The 20,220-nt window shown below is 52.1% G+C and carries 12 protein-coding genes; 4 read left to right on the top strand and 8 right to left on the bottom strand.

The window, feature by feature from the left end; genetic code table 11:
* Positions 1–18 precede the first annotated feature (18 nt).
* Positions 19–912 carry an AraC family transcriptional regulator gene (locus ACESTD_RS14655; RefSeq protein WP_055288632.1) on the top strand — a complete coding sequence of 298 codons (894 nt, stop codon included), beginning with the start codon at positions 19–21 and terminating at the stop codon, positions 910–912.
* 2 nt (positions 913–914) lie between these two features.
* Here the strand turns inward: ACESTD_RS14655 and ACESTD_RS14650 are convergent, their stop codons facing one another.
* The 5 genes from ACESTD_RS14650 to glmS all read right to left on the bottom strand — a co-directional run bounded on the left by ACESTD_RS14650 (position 915) and on the right by glmS (position 9,914).
* Positions 915–1,463, bottom strand: coding sequence for a methylated-DNA--[protein]-cysteine S-methyltransferase (locus ACESTD_RS14650; RefSeq protein WP_005827626.1), 549 nt, complete (start codon positions 1,461–1,463; stop codon positions 915–917).
* A 37-nt stretch (positions 1,464–1,500) separates the two neighbouring features.
* On the bottom strand, positions 1,501–4,737 hold the full coding sequence (gene carB, locus ACESTD_RS14645; RefSeq protein WP_034525538.1) for a carbamoyl-phosphate synthase (glutamine-hydrolyzing) large subunit: 3,237 nt from the start codon (positions 4,735–4,737) through the stop codon (positions 1,501–1,503).
* Between the two features lie 217 nt (positions 4,738–4,954).
* The gene (gene carA, locus ACESTD_RS14640; protein WP_005827621.1) at positions 4,955–6,031 is read right to left on the bottom strand and encodes a glutamine-hydrolyzing carbamoyl-phosphate synthase small subunit; all 1,077 of its coding nucleotides are present in this window, start codon (positions 6,029–6,031) and stop codon (positions 4,955–4,957) included.
* 8 nt (positions 6,032–6,039) lie between these two features.
* Entirely contained in the window at positions 6,040–7,923 is a 1,884-nt protein-coding gene (locus tag ACESTD_RS14635; RefSeq protein WP_005827619.1) for a hypothetical protein, read from the bottom strand.
* Between the two features lie 146 nt (positions 7,924–8,069).
* Positions 8,070–9,914 (bottom strand): glutamine--fructose-6-phosphate transaminase (isomerizing), encoded by a 1,845-nt coding sequence (gene glmS / locus ACESTD_RS14630; RefSeq protein WP_055288634.1) that lies wholly within the window; start codon positions 9,912–9,914, stop codon positions 8,070–8,072.
* Positions 9,915–10,279: 365 nt separating this feature from the next.
* Here glmS and gltB point away from each other — a divergent pair, with 365 nt between their 5' ends.
* From gltB to asnB, 3 genes are all read left to right on the top strand, one after another.
* Complete coding sequence (gltB, locus tag ACESTD_RS14625; RefSeq protein ID WP_371413377.1) at positions 10,280–14,833, top strand: glutamate synthase large subunit; 4,554 nt, start codon at positions 10,280–10,282, stop codon at positions 14,831–14,833.
* Positions 14,834–14,917: 84 nt separating this feature from the next.
* A complete protein-coding gene (locus ACESTD_RS14620; RefSeq protein ID WP_117713699.1) occupies positions 14,918–16,276 on the top strand; it encodes a glutamate synthase subunit beta in 1,359 nt (452 codons plus the stop codon).
* A gap of 41 nt (positions 16,277–16,317) precedes the next feature.
* Entirely contained in the window at positions 16,318–18,045 is a 1,728-nt protein-coding gene (asnB, locus tag ACESTD_RS14615; protein WP_373158779.1) for an asparagine synthase B, read from the top strand.
* Positions 18,046–18,113: 68 nt separating this feature from the next.
* Here the strand turns inward: asnB and ACESTD_RS14610 are convergent, their stop codons facing one another.
* The 3 genes from ACESTD_RS14610 to ACESTD_RS14600 all read right to left on the bottom strand — a co-directional run bounded on the left by ACESTD_RS14610 (position 18,114) and on the right by ACESTD_RS14600 (position 20,156).
* Positions 18,114–18,206 carry a smalltalk protein gene (locus tag ACESTD_RS14610; protein WP_005837261.1) on the bottom strand — a complete coding sequence of 31 codons (93 nt, stop codon included), beginning with the start codon at positions 18,204–18,206 and terminating at the stop codon, positions 18,114–18,116.
* Positions 18,207–18,246: 40 nt separating this feature from the next.
* Entirely contained in the window at positions 18,247–18,750 is a 504-nt protein-coding gene (locus ACESTD_RS14605; protein WP_120137745.1) for an HU family DNA-binding protein, read from the bottom strand.
* Between the two features lie 164 nt (positions 18,751–18,914).
* Positions 18,915–20,156: a DegT/DnrJ/EryC1/StrS aminotransferase family protein gene (locus tag ACESTD_RS14600; RefSeq protein WP_195288615.1), complete on the bottom strand. Its 1,242-nt coding sequence runs from the start codon at positions 20,154–20,156 to the stop codon at positions 18,915–18,917.
* Positions 20,157–20,220: the final 64 nt, after the last annotated feature.

Here is a 20,220-nt window from a genome sequence, read left to right as displayed (position 1 = left end):
ATTCATAAAGGGAAAGATATGGAAAAGAACAAACCGATAAGCGTCGCATTCGAGGACATCCGCAACAATCCGGATTTTATAGAACATTCCGAATACAGATTTATAAACGACGATTTGGGAATGGTCATCAGTTTTCAAGCAATGGGATTCAGGCTATTCCGCACCCAGCAACCTTATCGTGCCAAAGAAGGAAGGATTGTACGCATCATGCAAGGTAAGGGCCGAATCTCCATCAATCTTATCGAATATGAAGCTACAGCCCACGATATTATTATCATCCCTGACAATTCGCTGATAGAAATATCGGAAGTCAGTCCCGCCTACGAATTCCAAGTCATCATGCCCACTACCAATTTTCTGCCCGTGCTACAGAATTCCATTCTTTCGGAAGCTTATACACGAAACGGAATCCGCCTTTCATGCAACAACGAGGAATGGGCACACATCAGCAGCTTCTTCTCTTTATTGTGGAATATACTACATTGTTTGCCCTACCGCCGCGGAGCTGTACAGCACTTGATTGTCTCACTTCTCTATAACCTTAAGTATATCCACGAGCACACATGCAAGTCAACTCCGGCACGCCTTTCACGCCAGGAAGAGCTATTCCGCCGCTTCATCGCTTTGGTGAACCAACACAGCAAGCACGAACGCAACGTCAACTTCTATGCCGACAAGCTATGCCTGACACCGCACTATCTGAGTTCGGTGATACGTGAAACAAGCGGACAAACCGTGATGCAATGGATTAATCAAGCAGTTATCCTCGAAGCCAAAGTATTGCTGAAACACAGTAATCTACTGGTGTTTCAAATATCAGACGAACTGAACTTTCCCAATCCGTCGTTCTTCTCGAAGTTCTTCAAACGTATGACGGGGATGACACCGGCGGAATACCAGAAACAAACCTGACCTCAAAACAGCTGTCCTATACGGGAGCCTGACGGTCCGTCGCAAGAGTCCGCTTCCAATGCCAGCATCCCTTGTTTGGCTGCCAGACCACCGGCATAGCCTATCAGCGTATGGTTGCTGCCCACCACACGATGGCAGGGGATGAGTATGGAGAGGGCATTTGCCCCATTGGCAGCCGCCACCGCACGTACGGCTTTCGGATTGCCCAGCTTTCGTGAAAGCTCGCCGTAGGACACTGTTTTTCCGTAAGGGATGTTCTGCAACTCCTGCCACACCGTCCGCTGGAATTCTGTTCCGACTGCAAGCAGTGGAACATCGAATATGGTCCGCTTACAGGCAAAATACTCATCCAACTGAATGATTGCCCTTGCAATCACTTCCGAAGTGCCTTCCTCATAATCGGCATGCAGCGCCTGCCGTATGCGCTTATCAACGGTTACTCTACGTTTCTCGTTCAGCATCCAGTCGCATAGGCAGAGTTTATCGCCGAAAGAGCCGAGGAGCAACTCGCCATAAGGAGATTGATAGTATTGGGTCAAAATTGTTTCCATCGAACTTAGTTTTCAGCAAAGATAGCAAATTAAATCATCATTTGTACTCCGCCCACGACTTGATAGCCAAATCATCCGGCGTCATCGTGCAGAATGCATTGATGAACGCACTTGCCAGACGGGCATTCGTTATCAACGGAATATTGAGGTCGATGGCGGCACGGCGTATCTTGTAGCCGTTATCCAACTCGCCTGCGGTGAGGTTCTTCGGAATATTGACAACCATGTCTATCTCCTTGCGGTGCAGCATGTCGAGTGCCTGTGGCTGGCGTTCGGGTTCGCTGGGCCAGTAGACGCGCGTATTCTCCACACCGTTCTCCGTAAGGAAGTTGCTGGAACCACCCGTGGCAAATATCTTATACCCCTTCTTCTGAAGCATACGCGCGGCAGAAAGCATGTCCACTTTCTGCTTCGGAGTACCGGTAGAAAGCAGGATATTTTTCTCTGGAATACGATATCCCACGGAGAGCATCGCCTTGAGAATGGCGCAGGAAGTATCGCTGCCGATGCAACCCACCTCGCCCGTGCTTGCCATATCCACACCCAGTACCGGGTCGGCCTTCTGCAGACGGTTGAAGGAGAACTGGCTCGCCTTGATGCCTACGTAATCCAAATCGAACAGATTCTTGTCCGGCTTCTGTACCGGAATGCCGAGCATCACCTTCGTGGCAAGTTCAATAAGGTTTATCTTCAGCACCTTGCTGACAAACGGGAACGAACGGCTGGCACGGAGGTTGCACTCAATCACCTTGATGTCGTTCTCGCGTGCCAGATACTGGATATTGAACGGACCGGAGATGTTCAGCTCACGGGCAATCTCGCGGCTGATACGCTTGATGCGGCGCACCGTCTCCACATACAACTTTTGTGGCGGGAACTGGATAGTGGCGTCACCGGAATGCACTCCGGCAAACTCGATATGCTCACTGATGGCGTACGCGATAATCTCTCCATCTTGCGCCACAGCATCCATCTCCACCTCCTTGGCATGCTCAATGAACTGGCTCACCACTACGGGATGTTTCTTGCTGACATTCGCCGCCAGCTTCAGGAAGCGTTCCAGCTCCTCCCGGTTGGAACAGACGTTCATCGCAGCGCCGGACAATACGTAGGAAGGACGGACCAATACCGGGAAGCCCACCTTATCCACAAAGGCGTTGATGTCCTCCAGGGAGGTCAGCGCCCGCCATTCGGGTTGGTCTACACCAATGCGGTCGAGCATGGCGGAGAACTTGTCACGGTCTTCGGCATTGTCGATGCTCCTGGCGCTTGTGCCGAGAATAGGTACCTTCTGCGCATCGAGGCGCAGGGCAAGGTTATTCGGTATCTGACCACCGGTAGAGACAATCACCCCGTGGGGATTCTCCAGTTCGAGAATATCCATCACGCGCTCGAAGGTGAGCTCGTCGAAGTAAAGACGGTCGCACATGTCATAGTCCGTAGACACGGTTTCGGGGTTGTAGTTTATCATGACACTGCGGTAGCCTTCCTGGCGGATGGTGTTCAGGGCCTGCACGCCGCACCAGTCGAACTCTACGGAAGAACCGATGCGGTAGGCGCCGGAGCCCAATACGACGATGGACTTGTGGTCGCCGAGGTAACGGACATCATTTGCCGTGCCGCTATACGTTAGGTAGAGATAGTTGGTCTGTGCGGGATATTCGGCGGCAAGGGTATCTATCTGCTTCACTACGGGCAGAATGCCTGCACTCTTGCGGAAATTGCGGACGGCAAGGATGGCTTCTTCGCCGTCCATTGCTTGTTCCAAGCCGAGGGCACGGGCTATCTGGAAATCAGAGAAGCCTTGTACTTTGGCTTTACGCAACAAGTCCACGGGAATCATTGGCAACTCTCCATCAGCCATAAAAGAGTGCAGTTCCCTGCTGGTATCCATGATGTTCATCAACTTCTCCAGGAACCAACGGTCTATCTTGGTCAATTCGTGCACCTGGTCCACCGTATACCCGGCACGGAAGGCTTTGGAGATGACAAAGATACGTTTGTCGGTAGGTTCGCGCAGAGCCTTGTCCAAATCGGCAATCACCAGTTCCTTGTTCTCTACGAAGCCGTGCATGCCCTGGCCTATCATGCGAAGCCCCTTCTGGATGGCTTCCTCGAAAGTACGGCCGATAGCCATCACCTCGCCTACCGACTTCATGCTTGAACCCAGCTCTTTGTCCACCCCGTGGAACTTGCCCAAATCCCAACGCGGTATCTTGCAGACCACATAGTCCAGGGCGGGTTCGAAGAAAGCGCTTGTAGTCTTTGTCACAGAGTTGTTCAAGTCGAACAAGCCATAGCCCAAGCCGAGTTTTGCCGCTACAAACGCCAACGGATAACCCGTTGCTTTAGAGGCAAGTGCAGACGAACGGCTCAAGCGTGCATTTACCTCGATTACCCGGTAGTCCTCGCTCATCGGGTCGTAGGCATACTGCACGTTACACTCTCCCACAATGCCGATGTGACGGATAATGCGGATAGCAAGTTCACGCAATTTATGATAGTCCGTATTGCTCAACGTCTGTGACGGGGCAATAACGATGGACTCACCTGTATGGATGCCCAGGGGGTCGAAGTTCTCCATGTTGCAGACCGTGATGCAGTTGTCGAAGCGGTCGCGCACCACCTCGTATTCCACTTCCTTCCATCCCTTCAGCGATTTCTCCACCAGCACCTGTGGGGAGAAGGAGAAGGCTTTCTCCACCAGCACATTCAGCTCTTCTTCATTGTCGCAAAAACCCGAACCCAGTCCGCCAAGCGCATATGCAGCACGGACAATGACCGGGTATCCCAGTTCCCGGGCTGCGCGACGGGCATCCGCCGCATTCTCCACGGCTTCGCTCTTGATGGTCTTCACATCAATCTCATTCAGTTTCTGCACAAAGATTTCACGGTCCTCCGTGTCAATGATGGCCTGCACGGGAGTGCCGAGAACCGTCACGCCGTACTTCTCGAAAATCTTGTCTTTATAGAGGGAGACACCGCAGTTCAGTGCCGTCTGTCCGCCAAAAGCAAGCATGATGCCGTCCGGGCGCTCCTTCTCTATCACCTTCTCCACGAAGTAAGGAGTGACGGGCAGGAAGTAAATCTGGTCGGCAACTCCTTCCGAGGTCTGTACCGTGGCAATGTTCGGATTGATGAGAACCGTGTAGATGCCTTCCTCCTTCAATGCCTTGAGCGCCTGCGAACCGGAGTAGTCAAATTCTCCTGCCTCACCGATTTTCAGTGCGCCGGAACCGAGCAGCAGGACTTTCTTTATATTGTTTTCTTTCATTTGCATATCTGTTTATTAAAAATGTAATAGTAGTAATAAAACCTTATCTTTCTCTTACCTTACACAATCAGTCACTAATTGAATGGCATTCAGTATAGGACTGAAAGGTATTCACTCTGGGACTGAATGACATTCAGTATGGGACTCATTATACCGTCTTTTACATACTGATTATCAAGAGATTATGAACGCAATCATTCTTGATAAAATTCTCTTACTAAAGCAACTTCACAAAGTCATCAAAAAGAAACTCCGTATCCGTCGGCCCGCTGGCAGCTTCGGGATGAAACTGTGCGGAGAACCAGGGATTGCGTTTGTGGCGGATTCCTTCATTAGAACCATCGTTCATATTGATGAAAAGCGGTTCCCAGTCTTCTGTCAGCGTGTTGTTGTCTACGGCATACCCATGATTCTGTGAGGTGATGAAGCAACGTTCCGTACCCACCATACGCACCGGTTGGTTATGGCTGCGGTGGCCGTATTTCAATTTGTATATCTTGGCGCCCCCAGCTTTGGAAAGCAACTGGTTTCCCATACAGATGCCGAAGATGGGCAGTTTCTCGTTCTGCATTGTCTTGCGGATATGCTGCACGGCAGCATCGCAGGTATCGGGGTCGCCAGGGCCGTTGGAGATGAACAACCCGTCGAACTCCATCCCAGTATAATCATAGTCCCAGGGAACGCGAATCACTTCCACGTCACGTTTCAGCAGGCAGCGGATGATGTTATGCTTGACGCCGCAATCCACAAGGAGCACTTTCTTCTTACCGGTTCCTTCGTTGTAACGGATAACCTCCTTGCAGCTAACTTTATCCACATAATTCACATCGGCATAAGAGGCCTCAGGCATTTCATCCGATTCATCATCAAAGGCGATACGTCCCATCATCACCCCATGCTCGCGAAGCACCTTTGTCAGTTCGCGGGTATCGATGCCCGTGATGCCCGGAATCTGTTCGCGTTTCAGCCAGTCACCGAGGCTTTCCACCGCATTCCAATGGCTATAATTTTCGCTATAATCGCTTACAATAATGGCTTCGGCATGGATATGCTCGCTCTCCATAAAAGTGGCAAGCCCATTCGGTTCGAGAGTAAAAGGCGGCACACCGTAATTGCCCACCAACGGATAGGTGAGCGTCATCAGCTGTCCGGCATACGAAGGGTCGGTCAGGCTTTCGGGATAACCCGTCATGGCTGTGTTGAAGACCACCTCTCCCGCTACCGGTTTTTCAAAGCCGAACGACTTGCCGTGGAAGCGGCTCCCGTCGTCGAGGATTAGAGTTACATTTCTCATTGATTCAATTAAAATTGATAAACTTGTTCTATATAATCAATAAATGCCTTGTTCAGCATCTTCACACCGCCCGGCGTAGGATAATCGCCGCTGAAGTACCAGTCACCCGGATGCTTGGGGCAGGCCTCATGCAGCCCTTCGAGAGGCTGGTAGACAATCTGCACTTTGGCTTTCGTCCCTTTGGGAGTGAGCAGTTCCACCATCTTGGCAGAGATTTCCTCGTCGGTAAAGGGAGCGTATATCTCCTTCACGTAATTCACCATCTGCTCTTTGGGCAGGCCTACCTGCTCTTTGGACTTGCGGTAGGCGGCGGCAATCACATCGCGCATCTCGCGCTCCTTCAGCAGTTCCACAGCAGCCTTGAAGGCGATGAATTCGCTCATCTTAGCCATATCGATGCCGTAGTAGTCGGGATAGCGTACCTGCGGTGAAGAGCTTACAATGACTATCTTCTTTGGCTCCAGACGGTCAAGGATGCCGATGATGCTCTGCTTCAGGGTGGTTCCACGCACTATCGAGTCGTCGATGATGACCAGATTATCCACTCCCGGGACAAGGCTTCCGTAAGTGATGTCGTACACATGGGCGGCAAGGTCGTTCCGGCTGTTTCCTTCGGCAATGAAGGTACGCAGCTTGATGTCCTTGATGGCCACTTTCTCGCTCCGTATGCGCCGCGACAAGATATGCTCCAGTTCGTCGTGGCTGGGACTATGCCCCAAGGCGGCAATCTGCTGCACCTTCTCCTCGTTGAGGTAGTCGTCCAATCCCTGCAACATACCGTAGAAGGCGACTTCCGCCGTATTGGGGATGAAGGAGAAGACGGTATGGTCCACATCGTTGTCGATGGCTTTCAATATGTTGGGTACAAGTTTCTCACCCAGCAGTTTACGTTCCCGGTAAATGTCCACATCACTGCCCCGGCTGAAGTAGATGCGCTCGAAGGAACAAGGTTTCACCTCGCGCGGCTTGTTGATTTGCACGGTGCGCACCTTGCCGGCCTTGTTGATAAACATGGCTTGTCCGGGTTGCAGCTCCTTGATGGATTCGACAGGAACATTAAGGGCTGTCTGTATCACGGGACGTTCGCTGGCAAGCACCGCTATCTCGTCGTCCTGATACCAGAAGGCTGTACGGATGCCCCATGGGTCGCGTACGGCAAAAGTCTCTCCGCTTCCGGTAAGTCCGCACATCACGTATCCCCCGTCCCACTCCTTGCTCGAAGTGCGCAGTACGTTGGCAAGGTCGATGTGGTTTTCTATATAACGGGTGATGTCCATGCCTGCCAGCCCTTCCGCTTCGGCAAGGTTGAAGAGGCGCTCCACTTCGCGGTCGAGGCGATGTCCCAACTGCTCCAGCATGATGTAGGTATCGGCATATTTGCGCGGATGCTGGCCGATGGCGGTAATGCGTGCGAAGATTTCATCCACATTCGTCATGTTGAAGTTGCCGCAGAGGGCAAGATTCTTGGCACGCCAGTTGTTTCTCCGGAGGAACGGGTGCACGTACGAGATGCCGGACTTTCCGGTAGTGGAGTAACGCAGGTGTCCCATATAGACCTCCCCTGCAAAGGGCAGCACACGCTTGGCATAGTCCGCATCATGCAGCTGTTCCTTGGTCAAGTCCTTGAAGTGACCCTGCACCGTACCGAAAATTTCGGTAATGGCGCCCGAGCCGAGAGCACGCTCACGGAACATATATTCCTCGCCGGGACTGGCTTCCAGTTTCACGCAGGCCAGTCCGGCACCTTCCTGCCCACGGTTGTGTTGTTTCTCCATCAGGAGATAGAGCTTGTTGAGTCCGTACATCCATGTTCCGTACTTCTCTTCATAGTACTCCAGCGGTTTCAGCAGGCGTATCATGGCGACGCCGCATTCATGCTTCAGTTGTTCCATCTATCTATTTACAATTTACCATTTACAATGTACAATTTTAAGTGTACAATTTTCTTTTCCTTATTATAGCATACAATTACCATTTACATTTACCCCTCCCAAGCGCAGCCCCATTGTACATTGTAAATGGTAAATTGTACATGTCCTCATTCTACAGTCACCGACTTCGCAAGATTCCTCGGCTGGTCCACATCCATTCCCTTGCACACGGCAATGTGATAGGCAAGTAATTGCAGAGGTACCGTAGTTATTAACGGATCAAGGCACTCCATTGTTTCGGGAAGCTCGATGCAAGTGTCGGCTATTTTACTGATGACCGTATCTCCCTTTGTCACAATGGCGATAACCCTGCCTTTACGCGCCTTTATTTCCTGGATATTGCTCAGCACCTTTTCATAAAGCCCATTCCGGGTGGCAATGACCACTACCGGCATTTCGGCATCCACCAGGGCAATGGGGCCGTGCTTCATTTCGGCGGCAGGATAGCCCTCGGCATGGATATACGAAATCTCCTTCAACTTCAAGGCGCCTTCCAAGGCTACGGGATAACTGTATCCGCGTCCCAGATAGATAAAGTTGTGTGCATAGGTGAATATCTTGGAAAGTTCCGCTATACGGTCGTTCAGTTTCAAGACCTCCTTCATCTTGTCGGGGATATGTCCCAATTCCTTGACAATTGCCAGGTATTGCCCTTCGTCCATCGTCTTTTTCTCTTTGGCAAGTGTCAGGGCCAGCATGGTAAGCACCGTTACCTGCCCGGTGAAGGCTTTGGTGGATGCCACCCCTATTTCCGGTCCCACGTGGATATAGGAACCCGTGTGCGTGGCACGGGGAATGCTGGAACCGACGGCATTGCAGATGCCGTATATAAATGCCCCACGGTTTCTGGCAAGCTCCACGGCAGCCAGCGTATCGGCCGTTTCACCGCTTTGCGAGATGGCAATCACCACATCGTTGCTGTCAATCACCGGGTCGCGGTAACGGAACTCACTGGCATACTCCACCTCCACCGGAATACGGCAGAAGCTTTCAATCAAATGCTTGCCGATGAGGGCGGCATGCCATGACGTACCGCATGCCACGATGACGAAGCGTTTGGCCGCCAGCAGACGTTCCTTATAATCAATCACTGCAGAAAGAACCACGTTCGTACCCTCCACATTGATACGCCCGCGCATGCAGTCGTGAATGCAGCCGGGCTGTTCGAAGATTTCCTTCAGCATGAAGTGCGGATAACCGCCCTTCTCCAGCTGGCCGAGATTGAGCGCTACCGTCTTTACCTCGTGCGGACATTCCACATTCTTCAGGTTAACAACCTTCAGCTTCTCTCCCCGACGGATGAGGGCAATCTCTTCGTCTTCCAGATACACCACCTTATCCGTGTATTCCACAATCGGCGTGGCATCCGAAGCCAGGAAAAACTCTCCTTCACCGATGCCCACCACCAGCGGACTGCTCTTGCGTGCAGCGATTATCCCATCCGGATTGTCCTTGTCGAGCACCGCAATGGCATACGCCCCAATCACTTCCTGCAAGGCAAGTTGCACCGCCGTCAGCAGGTCAATATGGTTTGTCACCTGAATGTATTCAATGAGCTGTACCAGCACCTCGGTATCAGTGCTGCTTTTAAATACATAACCTTTGGCTTGAAGTTTTTCTTTAAGGACGGCGTAGTTTTCAATAATGCCGTTATGGATGAGGGCGAGGCGTTCGGAAGAGGAATAATGGGGATGGGCATTGACGGAACAAGGTTCTCCATGAGTGGCCCAACGTGTATGTGCAATACCAATGCTACCGGAAATATCTTTTTGAGCAACGAAAGTTTCAAGTTCCGAAACCTTACCTTTCGCTTTGTACACGTTCAACTGTCGGTTATCACTGATTAATGCTACCCCCGCACTATCATATCCACGGTACTCCAACCGCTTCAGACCCTTGATAAGAATGGGGTAGGCTTTCCTTTGACCTATATAGCCTACTATTCCACACATAATGTATCAGTATTTGATTTTGCGCTGCAAATATACATATTCTTAAGAACATAAAGTTAATCTTTCCACTATTTATTTATCAAAAGAATAGAAAAAAGTTGTTTTTACATCAAAAAGTTAAAGAAAGTGTTATTTTAAAAGCAAAAGGCTTAATTTACAAATCCAAATCAAACCGTCTGATTTTGATTTAGGATTAAAAGAAAACAGAGGGTGTTTTCTATCAATTCATAACTTCATCTTCTATCGCAGGAATTTTGCAAGAAAGAAGGCAGGAATACATATTAGCATTTTGCAATTAACACCATATATTTGCCGAACATTTTGAAACCACAAACAATATTATACAGAAATAAAGAAAGCTTATAATCATGAAACAAGAACTTTTTAACAACAAAACAAAAGCAGAGGATTACCAGCGACAGCCCAAACAGTTGGGCTTGTATGAGGCATCCCATGAGCACGATGCCTGCGGAGTAGGCATGCTGGTCAATATCCAGGGAGGAAAATCACATGAACTGGTAGAATCGGCATTGAAGGTACTGGAAAACATGCGCCACCGTGGAGCGGAAGGGGCGGACAACAAAACCGGAGACGGCGCCGGCATCATGCTGCAGATACCGCACGAATTCATTCTGTTGCAGGGCATTCCCGTTCCCGAGAAGGGAAAATACGGCACCGGCCTGCTTTTCCTTCCCAAAGACGGAAAAGACCAGGCTGTCATCTTGAGCGTCATTATCGAAGAGATTGAAAAGGAGGGATTGACCCTGATGCATCTGCGCAACGTGCCCACTTGCCCCGAAATATTGGGAGAAGCGGCTCTTGCCAACGAACCGGACATCAAGCAAATTTTCATCACCGGATTTACGGAAAGCGAAACCGCCGACCGCAAACTCTATATAATAAGGAAAAGGATAGAGAACAGAATACGCAAGTCGGACATCCCCACCCGCGAGGATTTCTACATCGTCTCGCTCTCTACGAAGAACATCGTCTACAAGGGCATGCTCTCTTCCTTGCAGTTGCGCAACTACTTCCCCGACCTCACCAACAGCTACTTCACCAGCGGACTGGCATTGGTGCACTCCCGTTTCAGCACCAACACTTTCCCCACCTGGGGACTGGCACAGCCTTTCCGCCTGCTGGCACACAACGGCGAAATCAATACCATCCGCGGCAACCGCGGCTGGATGGAAGCCCGTGAGAGTGTACTCTCCTCTCCCGCCCTGGGAGACATCCGGGAGATACGCCCCATCGTGCAACCGGGCATGAGCGACAGTGCCTCGCTGGACAATGTGCTCGAGTTTCTCATCATGTCGGGCCTGAGCCTGCCGCACGCCATGGCCATGCTCGTGCCGGAATCTTTCAACGAAAAGAATCCCATCAGCGAAGACCTGAAAGCTTTCTATGAATACCACTCCATCCTGATGGAGCCGTGGGACGGACCGGCGGCACTGCTTTTCAGCGACGGGCGCTATGCAGGCGGCATGCTCGACAGGAACGGACTGCGCCCTGCACGCTACCTGATTACGCAGGGCGGCATGATGGTAGTGGCCAGCGAAGTCGGCGTGATGGATTTCGAGCCGGGAGACATCAAGGAAAAAGGACGCCTGCAACCGGGCAAGATACTGCTTATAGACACCGAGAAAGGCGAAATATATTATGACGGCGAACTGAAGAAACAACTTGCCGAAGCCAAACCATACCGCACTTGGCTGGCCGGCAACCGCATCGAGCTGGACGAACTGAAAAGCGGTCGCAAAGTCTCCCATAGCGTGGAGAACTACGACAGCATGCTGCGCATCTTCGGCTACTCCAAAGAAGACGTGGAACGGCTGATTGTCCCGATGTGTACCACCGGTGCCGAACCCATCAACTCCATGGGCAATGACACCCCGCTGGCAGTACTCTCGGACAAGGCGCAACTACTGTACAACTATTTCCGCCAGCAGTTTGCCCAAGTCACCAACCCTCCTATCGACCCGATACGCGAAGAACTGGTAATGTCGCTGACCGAATACATCGGAGCCGTAGGCATGAACATACTGACACCCAGCGAAAACCATTGCAAGATGGTGAGGTTGAACCATCCCATCCTGAACAACGCCCAGCTGGATATTCTCTGCAACATCCGGTACAAAGGCTTCAAGACCGTGAAACTGCCCCTGCTCTTCGAAGTGGCAAAAGGGTGCCAGGGATTGCAGCAAGCATTGGCAACCCTCTGCAAGCAGGCGGAAGAATCCGTCAACGAAGGAGTGAACTACATCGTGCTTTCCGACCGCGACGTAGACGCCGCCCATGCCGCCATTCCGTCACTGCTTGCCGTGTCGGCGGTACACCACCATCTTATCTCCGTGGGCAAACGGGTGCAGACGGCACTGATTGTAGAAAGCGGCGAAATCCGCGAAGTGATGCACGCCGCACTACTGCTGGGCTTCGGAGCCAGCGCACTGAATCCGTATATGGCTTTTGCCGTCATCGACAAACTGGTGAACGAAAAGGAAATACAGCTCGATTACGCCACTGCCGAAAAGAAATATATCAAGTCCGTCTGCAAAGGCTTGTTCAAGATTATGAGCAAGATGGGCATCAGCACCATCCGTTCTTACCGGGGCGCGAAAATTTTCGAGGCCGTAGGACTGAGCGAGGAGTTGAGCAATGCCTACTTTGGCGGACTGAGTTCACGCATCGGAGGCATACGCCTGGATGAAGTGGCACGCGACGCCATCGCCTTCCACAAGGAAGGGATGGAGGTTCTTAAAAAGAAGGGGGAAGCGGAGCTATTGCCGAACCGCGGACTGTATGCCTTCCGCAAGGATGGTGAGAAGCACGCCTGGAACCCGGAAACCATCAGCACACTGCAACTTGCCACACGCCTGGGAAGCTATAAGAAATTCAAGGAGTTCACTGCCATGGTAGACAGCAAGGAATCTCCCATCTTCCTGCGCGATTTCCTCGACTTCCGCCGCGCTCCTATCAGCATAGACCGGGTGGAACCGGTAGAGAACATCGTACAGCGCTTTGTCACCGGCGCCATGTCCTACGGCTCCATCAGCCGCGAAGCCCACGAAGCCATGGCTATTGCCATGAACAAGCTGCATGGCCGGAGCAATACGGGCGAAGGAGGCGAAGACCGGGCACGCTTCATGCCGCGCGAAGACGGCACCAGTCTGCGCAGCGCCATCAAGCAGGTGGCCTCAGGACGTTTCGGTGTCACCGCAGAATATCTGGTGAATGCGGACGAAATACAGATAAAGATTGCCCAAGGCGCCAAGCCGGGCGAAGGTGGGCAGCTGCCGGGCTTCAAAGTGGATGAAGTGATTGCCAAGACACGCCACTCCATTCCGGGCATCTCGCTGATTTCCCCCCCGCCCCACCACGACATTTACTCCATCGAAGACCTGGCACAGCTCATCTTCGACCTGAAGAACGTGAACCCACGGGCAAAAATCAGCGTGAAGCTGGTGGCAGAAAGCGGTGTGGGCACCATTGCCGCCGGTGTGGCAAAGGCAAAGGCCGATTTAATAGTCATCTCGGGTGCAGAGGGCGGTACGGGAGCCTCTCCTGCATCATCCATCCGCTATGCCGGCATCTCGCCCGAACTCGGTTTGAGCGAAACGCAGCAGACACTGGTGCTGAACGGCCTGCGCGGACAAGTGATGCTGCAAGTGGACGGACAGCTCAAAACAGGCCGCGACATCATACTGATGGCAATGCTCGGAGCCGAGGAATTCGGTTTCGCCACCAGCGCCCTGATTGTACTGGGTTGCGTAATGATGCGCAAATGTCACCAGAACACCTGCCCCGTAGGGGTGGCGACACAGAACGAAGAACTGCGCAAGCGCTTCCGCGGACGCAGCGAGTATCTGGTGAACTTCTTCACTTTCCTGGCCCAAGAGGTACGCGAATACCTGGCGGAAATCGGGGTGGAACGCCTGGACGACATCATTGGACGTACAGACCTTATCGTCCGCAAGCCGGATGACGGAATCAGGAAACATCAGTTGATAAGCTTCGACAAACTACTGGCACGCGTAGACAATGAAGCCGCCATCCGCCACGTCACCGACCAACAGCATGGTATCGACCATGTGAAAGATGTAGAGATGCTACATGCCGCCGCCGAAGCCGTAGAGAACCAGAAGGAAATCTCGCTGGAGTACACCATCGCCAATACCGACCGTGCCTGCGGCGCCATGCTCTCTGGTGTCATTGCCGCAAAATACGGAGAAAAAGGGCTGCCCGAACATACGCTGAACGTGAAGTTCAAAGGCTCCGCCGGGCAGAGTTTCGGGGCATTCCTTGTCCCGGGTGTCAACTTCAAGTTGGAAGGCGAGGCCAACGATTATCTGGGCAAAGGTCTGAGTGGCGGACGCATCGCCGTCCTGCCCCCGGTACGGAGCAACTTCGAGGCGGAGAAAAACACGATTGCAGGCAACACCCTGCTTTATGGCGCCACAAGCGGTGAAGTTTACATCAACGGCCGTGCAGGCGAGCGCTTTGCCGTCCGCAACTCCGGTGCCACAGCCGTAGTGGAGGGTGTAGGCGACCACTGCTGCGAGTATATGACCGGCGGGCGCGTGGTAGTACTCGGACAGACGGGACGCAACTTTGCCGCAGGCATGTCCGGCGGTGTAGCCTACGTATGGAACCGGGACGGCAACTTCGACTATTTCTGCAACATGGAAATGGTAGAACTGAGCCTCATCGAAGAGGCCTCCTACCGCAAGGAACTGCACGAGCTCATCCGCCAGCACTACCTGTACACCGGTTCCAAACTGGCACGCACCATGCTCGATGACTGGCCACGCTATGCCGACCAGTTCATCCAGGTAGTCCCTATCGAATACAAAAAAGTGCTGCAAGAGGAGCAGATGCAGAAATTGCAACAGAAGATTGCAGAAATGCAACGCGATTATTGAATCGCGAATTAATAATGAAATAATGAAAGACTGAGGAAATTCCCCTTTCATTCTTTTACTTTTTAACTTTTTAATTTGTTCATCATGGGAGATCCAAAAGCATTCCTCAATATCCCCCGCCAAGAGGCGGGTTACCGTCCGATACACGAACGTATCACAGACTTCAGCCAAGTGGAACAGACACTGAACAGCCACGACCGCAAACTCCAGGCCTCGCGCTGTATGGACTGCGGCGTACCCTTCTGCCACTGGGCATGTCCGCTGGGCAATAAAGACCCGGAATTCCAAGACGCGCTCTACCGGGGCAAATGGCGCGAAGCCTATCAAATACTGAACAGTACGAATGATTTTCCGGAATTTACGGGACGCATCTGCCCTGCCCTTTGCGAGAAGTCGTGCGTACTGAAACTCTCGTGCAACGAACCGGTCACTATCCGCGAGAACGAAGCCGCCATCGCCGAGGCTGCTTTTCGCGAGGGCTACATCACCCCCCTCCAGCCCGAACGCAACGGAAAGAAAGTAGCCGTCATCGGCGCCGGCCCTGCCGGATTGAGCGTTGCCGTACGGCTGAACGCCAAAGGTTACGAAGTTACCCTATTCGATAGCAAACCGATGCCGGGAGGACTGTTGCGTTACGGCATCCCCAACTTCAAACTGGACAAAGCCGTCATCGACCGCCGCATGAAAATCCTCAAGGCCGAAGGAATCTTGTTCAAGATGGGAGTCCATGTCGATGTACAGAAACTGCCTGCCGGATTTGATGCCTACGCCATTTGTACCGGTACGCCCACCGCCCGCGACCTCTCCATTCCGGGCAGGGAGCTGAAAGGCATCTACTTTGCCCTCGACATGCTGGCACAGCAGAACCATATTCTGGATGGAGATACCTTCCCGAAAGACCAGCTCGTCAACGCCCGCGGCAAACGGGTACTCGTCATCGGCGGCGGCGATACCGGGTCTGACTGTATAGGCACCAGCATTCGCCAGGGAGCCGTCAGCGTAACCCAGATTGAAATTATGCCCCAACCGCCCATAGGACACAACCCGGATACTCCCTGGCCGCAATGGCCCGTCGTACTGAAAACCACCAGCAGCCACGAAGAAGGCTGTACCCGTCGATGGTCCCTCGCCTCTACCCGGTTCATCGGGAAGAATGGCAAGGTATGCGGTGTGGAAGTGGAAGAAGTGGAGTGGCTTCCGGCAACAGACGGTAACCGCCCTACCATGAAATCTACGGGTAAGAAAGAGGTCATCGAAGCCGATATGGTGCTTCTTGCCATGGGTTTCCTCAAGCCCGAGCAACCGAAGTTTGCAGAGAACGTATTCGTGGCAGGCGATGCCGCCCACGGCGCCAGCCTCGTGGTACGTGCCTTGGCCGACGGACGACGAGTGGCAACAGAGATAGACCGTTACCTCGAACCTCTAAAAGAAAACAAGAAATGATTTCCCTTTCTTTAATTTTTAACCTTTAATTTTTAATTCTCATGTGTGGAATAGCAGGAATCTTCAACATACAGTCTCAAACTCCTGAGTTGAGAAACAAAGCGCTACGGATGGCGCAGAAAATCCGTCATCGCGGACCGGACTGGAGTGGTATCTACGTAGGCGGCTCCGCCATCCTCGCCCACGAACGCCTCTCCATTGTCGACCCGGAATCCGGTGGACAACCCTTATATTCACCCGACCGCAAACAGGTGCTTGCCGTCAATGGCGAGATTTACAACCATCGCGACATCCGTGCCCGCTATGCCGGAAAATACGCCTTCCAGACCGGTTCCGACTGCGAAGTCATCCTTGCCCTTTACAAAGACAAAGGCATCCGCTTCCTCGAAGAGCTGAACGGCATCTTCGCCTTCGCCCTCTATGATGAAGAAACGGACGATTACCTCATCGCTCGCGACCCCATCGGCGTAATCCCCCTTTATATAGGACGCGACAAGGATGGACACATCTACTTCGGCAGTGAGCTGAAAGCCCTTGAGGGTTTCTGCGACGAGTATGAGCCTTTCCTTCCCGGCCACTACTACCGTGGCCGCGAGGGCAAGATGCACCGCTGGTACACCCGCGACTGGATGGACTATGCCGCTGTGAAGGACAACTACACCCCTGCCGCCGAACGCAATGCCGCGCCGGCTTCGATAGGCCAGACAGCCTACAGCACACAAGTCACGGCTGTGCACGACGCCCTTGAAGCCGCCGTACAGCGCCAGTTGATGTCCGACGTCCCCTACGGTGTCCTGCTCAGTGGCGGACTCGATTCTTCCGTCATCTCTGCCATCGCCAAGAAATATGCCGCCAAACGCATCGAGACAGACAACAAGGCAGATGCCTGGTGGCCGCAGCTCCATTCCTTCGCCGTCGGCTTGAAGGGTGCTCCCGACTTGATTAAAGCCCGCGAAGTGGCCCGTCATATCGGTACCGTGCATCACGAGATAAACTATACCGTTCAGGAAGGCCTCGATGCTGTCCGCGACGTCATCTATTTCATTGAGACTTACGACATAACCACTGTCCGCGCCTCCACCCCCATGTATCTGCTGGCACGTGTCATCAAAAGCATGGGCATCAAGATGGTACTCAGCGGCGAAGGTGCGGACGAGGTGTTCGGCGGTTACCTTTACTTCCACAAGGCGCCCACCCCGCAAGCCTTTCACGAAGAAACCGTGCGCAAGCTCTCCAAACTGCATCTGTACGACTGCCTCCGTGCCAACAAAAGCCTTGCAGCCTGGGGAGTGGAAGGACGTGTCCCCTTCCTCGACAAAGAATTCCTGGATGTTGCCATGCGCATCAATCCGGCAGTCAAGATGTGCCCCGGCAAGGAGATAGAAAAGAAAGTAGTCCGCGAAGCCTTTGCCGACATGCTCCCTCAGAGCGTTGCCTGGCGGCAGAAAGAACAGTTCTCCGACGGTGTGGGCTACAGTTGGATTGATACGCTGAAAGCCATCACTGCCGCTGCCGTCAGCGACGAACAGATGGCACATGCCGCCGAACGCTTCCCGATACATACCCCACAAAACAAGGAAGAGTATTACTACCGCACCATCTTCGAAGAGCATTTCCCCAGTGAAAGCGCAGCCCGGAGTGTTCCCAGCGTACCCAGTGTGGCATGCTCCACCGCCGAAGCGCTGGCATGGGACGCCTCTTTCCAAGGAAAGAACGACCCCAGCGGACGAGCAGTAGCGGGGGTACACGAAGAAGCATACAAGGATTAAAAAAAGAGCTGCCGACAGATTTCCTGCCAGCAGCTCTTCTCATTTTTTATTTATCAAATCCTATCGGACTAAAACATCATTGTCTGTCCGCCAATCACACCTGCCACAGCACTCGCTACGGCAATAATAAGTTTCAAAATCACATTCCACGTTTTCTTCATAAAGATTATCCATTATCTGATTAATAATTCATAGCTACCGTTATCCCAGTGGATTCTCGCCTTGGTCTCCATCCGAATCCGAGCCTCCTCCTTCCGAACCGGAGCCACCATCTATAGAAGTCTTCCCCTTAAGATAATCATCCAAACTCACCAAATCCAGCCTTTCTCCAGCACGGGTAGCAGCCTTCGATATCTTCAGTTCCCTATTCGCCTGAAAACAGATACGGACGCTCTCCACACTCTTGGCTGTCACGTCATCAGCCTTTTCCTCACCTTTCGATTTGGCTGCCAGTATAAAGACACCCAGCCCGGCTATATTAACCGTCTTTCCTTCCAGCAACTGCTCTTTCAGCTTTTCCACAAAGTTCTGCATCGTACTCTTGATGTCACCGATAGACAGAGAAGAGCGGTCCTGCATCTTCTGTGCAATAAACGCCAAATCCACGCTTTGCCCCAATGTCACCAACTGCGGATAATACTTCTTGGGAGAGTTTTCAACCCTGGGGTCCGACGGTCTCTCCACCGTCCTGAAAATTACACTCATACTTTTTTTCTTTAGAGATTTAAATTCGTTTTACTATTCACACGTTTCGTTGATCAACGATGCAAAGGTGAGGATTAAAAACTATGTAGCCAAAGAAAAAAGACGTTTGGGAGTAGTTTTTCTGAGAAAAGTGATAAAGTATTATAAATCAACAAAGAGCATCTCTACAATATACACTTCTTCATTTCATCTACTATGTATCTCATATCCTCATCCGTCACATAAGGACCACTCGGCAAGCAAAGACCACGTTTGAACAAGCCCTCACTGACACCATTAACATAGGCAGGATTAGCCGAATAAACCGGCTGGAGATGCATGGGCTTCCATAAGGGACGGCTCTCGATACCGGCTTTATCCAAGCAAACACGCATGGCCTCTACATTACGGTTAGGCTCACAAGAAGTATGGGCACTCACTGACTCATGCGTAACACCGGCGGCACCACCTACGGCGCCTTTTACTGTCTCACGGTAGGCATCCTCCTCACCTCTCACATGCAGATTCCCGTCAAGTAGTACCGTGTTCAGCCAATAGTTGCTGTCATAACGTCCGGAAGGATTCTCATGAAGCGTGATTCCCTCCACATCGGCCAACAACTTACGATACAGACCGCACAGATGTTTATGGTGCGCTATGTGCTCATCCACCACCGTCATCTGGCCGCGACCGATACCTGCACAAATATTACTCATCCTATAATTATAGCCTATACGCTCATGCTGGTAGTAGGGATAGGACTCACGGGCCTGGGTAGCATAGAACATAATCTCTTTCTTAGACTCCTCATCAGGGCAAATCAAAGCACCGCCACCGCTGGTGGTTATCATCTTGTTGCCATTGAAGGAAAGCACGCCGTATTTGCCAAAAGTTCCGAGGACTTGCCCGTCAAACTTGCTTCCAAAGCCTTCGGCGGCATCCTCTATGACCGGAATATCATATTTATCTGCCACCGACATGATTTGGTCTATCTTGTAGGGCATCCCATACAAAGCCACCGGAACAATCGCTTTGGGCTTCCGACCGGTCTTGTCGATACGATCCCTAATAGCCTGCTCCAGAAGAACCGGGTCCATGTTCCATGTATCAGCCTCAGAATCCACGAATACCGGAGTGGCACCAAGGTAGGTCACCGGATGGGAAGAGGCACAAAAAGTGAAGCTCTGTACTATCACTTCATCACCTTGAGCAACTCCGCAAGCAAGCAGGGCCAGATGCACAGCAGCAGTACCGGCACTTAAAGCCACCACCTTTTTATTCCGCCCAATGAAGCGTTCCAAATCCTGCTCGAAGGCATTCACGTTCGGTCCGAGAGGAACAACCCAGTTGGTATCAAAGGCTTCTTGTATGAAGCCCATCTCCTTGCCGCTCATGTGGGCGAGGCAAAGATATATTCGTTTGTCCATAAAGTTATAAATGAATTTCTTTTCAAAGAAGTGCAATGAATATTATGAAGATATCTCTCTTTTT

The sequence above is a fragment of the Bacteroides sp. AR20 genome, assembly GCF_964250605.1.
Lineage (GTDB): Bacteria > Bacteroidota > Bacteroidia > Bacteroidales > Bacteroidaceae > Bacteroides > Bacteroides uniformis.
The sequence above is the reverse complement of the archived record's forward strand: the minus strand, read 5'-3'. Positions and strand labels throughout refer to the sequence as shown.

What these genes read in the sequence shown, in the direction of transcription:
- ACESTD_RS14620 (WP_117713699.1), top strand. Translation starts at nt 14,918, where the DNA reads ATGGGAGATCCAAAAGCATTCCTCAATATCCCCCGCCAAGAGGCGGGT.
- ACESTD_RS14635 (WP_005827619.1), bottom strand. Translation starts at nt 7,923, where the DNA reads ATGGAACAACTGAAGCATGAATGCGGCGTCGCCATGATACGCCTGCTG.
- carB (WP_034525538.1), bottom strand. Translation starts at nt 4,737, where the DNA reads ATGAAAGAAAACAATATAAAGAAAGTCCTGCTGCTCGGTTCCGGCGCA.
- ACESTD_RS14610 (WP_005837261.1), bottom strand. Translation starts at nt 18,206, where the DNA reads ATGAAGAAAACGTGGAATGTGATTTTGAAACTTATTATTGCCGTAGCG.
- glmS (WP_055288634.1), bottom strand. Translation starts at nt 9,914, where the DNA reads ATGTGTGGAATAGTAGGCTATATAGGTCAAAGGAAAGCCTACCCCATT.
- ACESTD_RS14650 (WP_005827626.1), bottom strand. Translation starts at nt 1,463, where the DNA reads ATGGAAACAATTTTGACCCAATACTATCAATCTCCTTATGGCGAGTTG.
- carA (WP_005827621.1), bottom strand. Translation starts at nt 6,031, where the DNA reads ATGAGAAATGTAACTCTAATCCTCGACGACGGGAGCCGCTTCCACGGC.
- ACESTD_RS14605 (WP_120137745.1), bottom strand. Translation starts at nt 18,750, where the DNA reads ATGAGTGTAATTTTCAGGACGGTGGAGAGACCGTCGGACCCCAGGGTT.
- ACESTD_RS14600 (WP_195288615.1), bottom strand. Translation starts at nt 20,156, where the DNA reads ATGGACAAACGAATATATCTTTGCCTCGCCCACATGAGCGGCAAGGAG.
- asnB (WP_373158779.1), top strand. Translation starts at nt 16,318, where the DNA reads ATGTGTGGAATAGCAGGAATCTTCAACATACAGTCTCAAACTCCTGAG.
- ACESTD_RS14655 (WP_055288632.1), top strand. Translation starts at nt 19, where the DNA reads ATGGAAAAGAACAAACCGATAAGCGTCGCATTCGAGGACATCCGCAAC.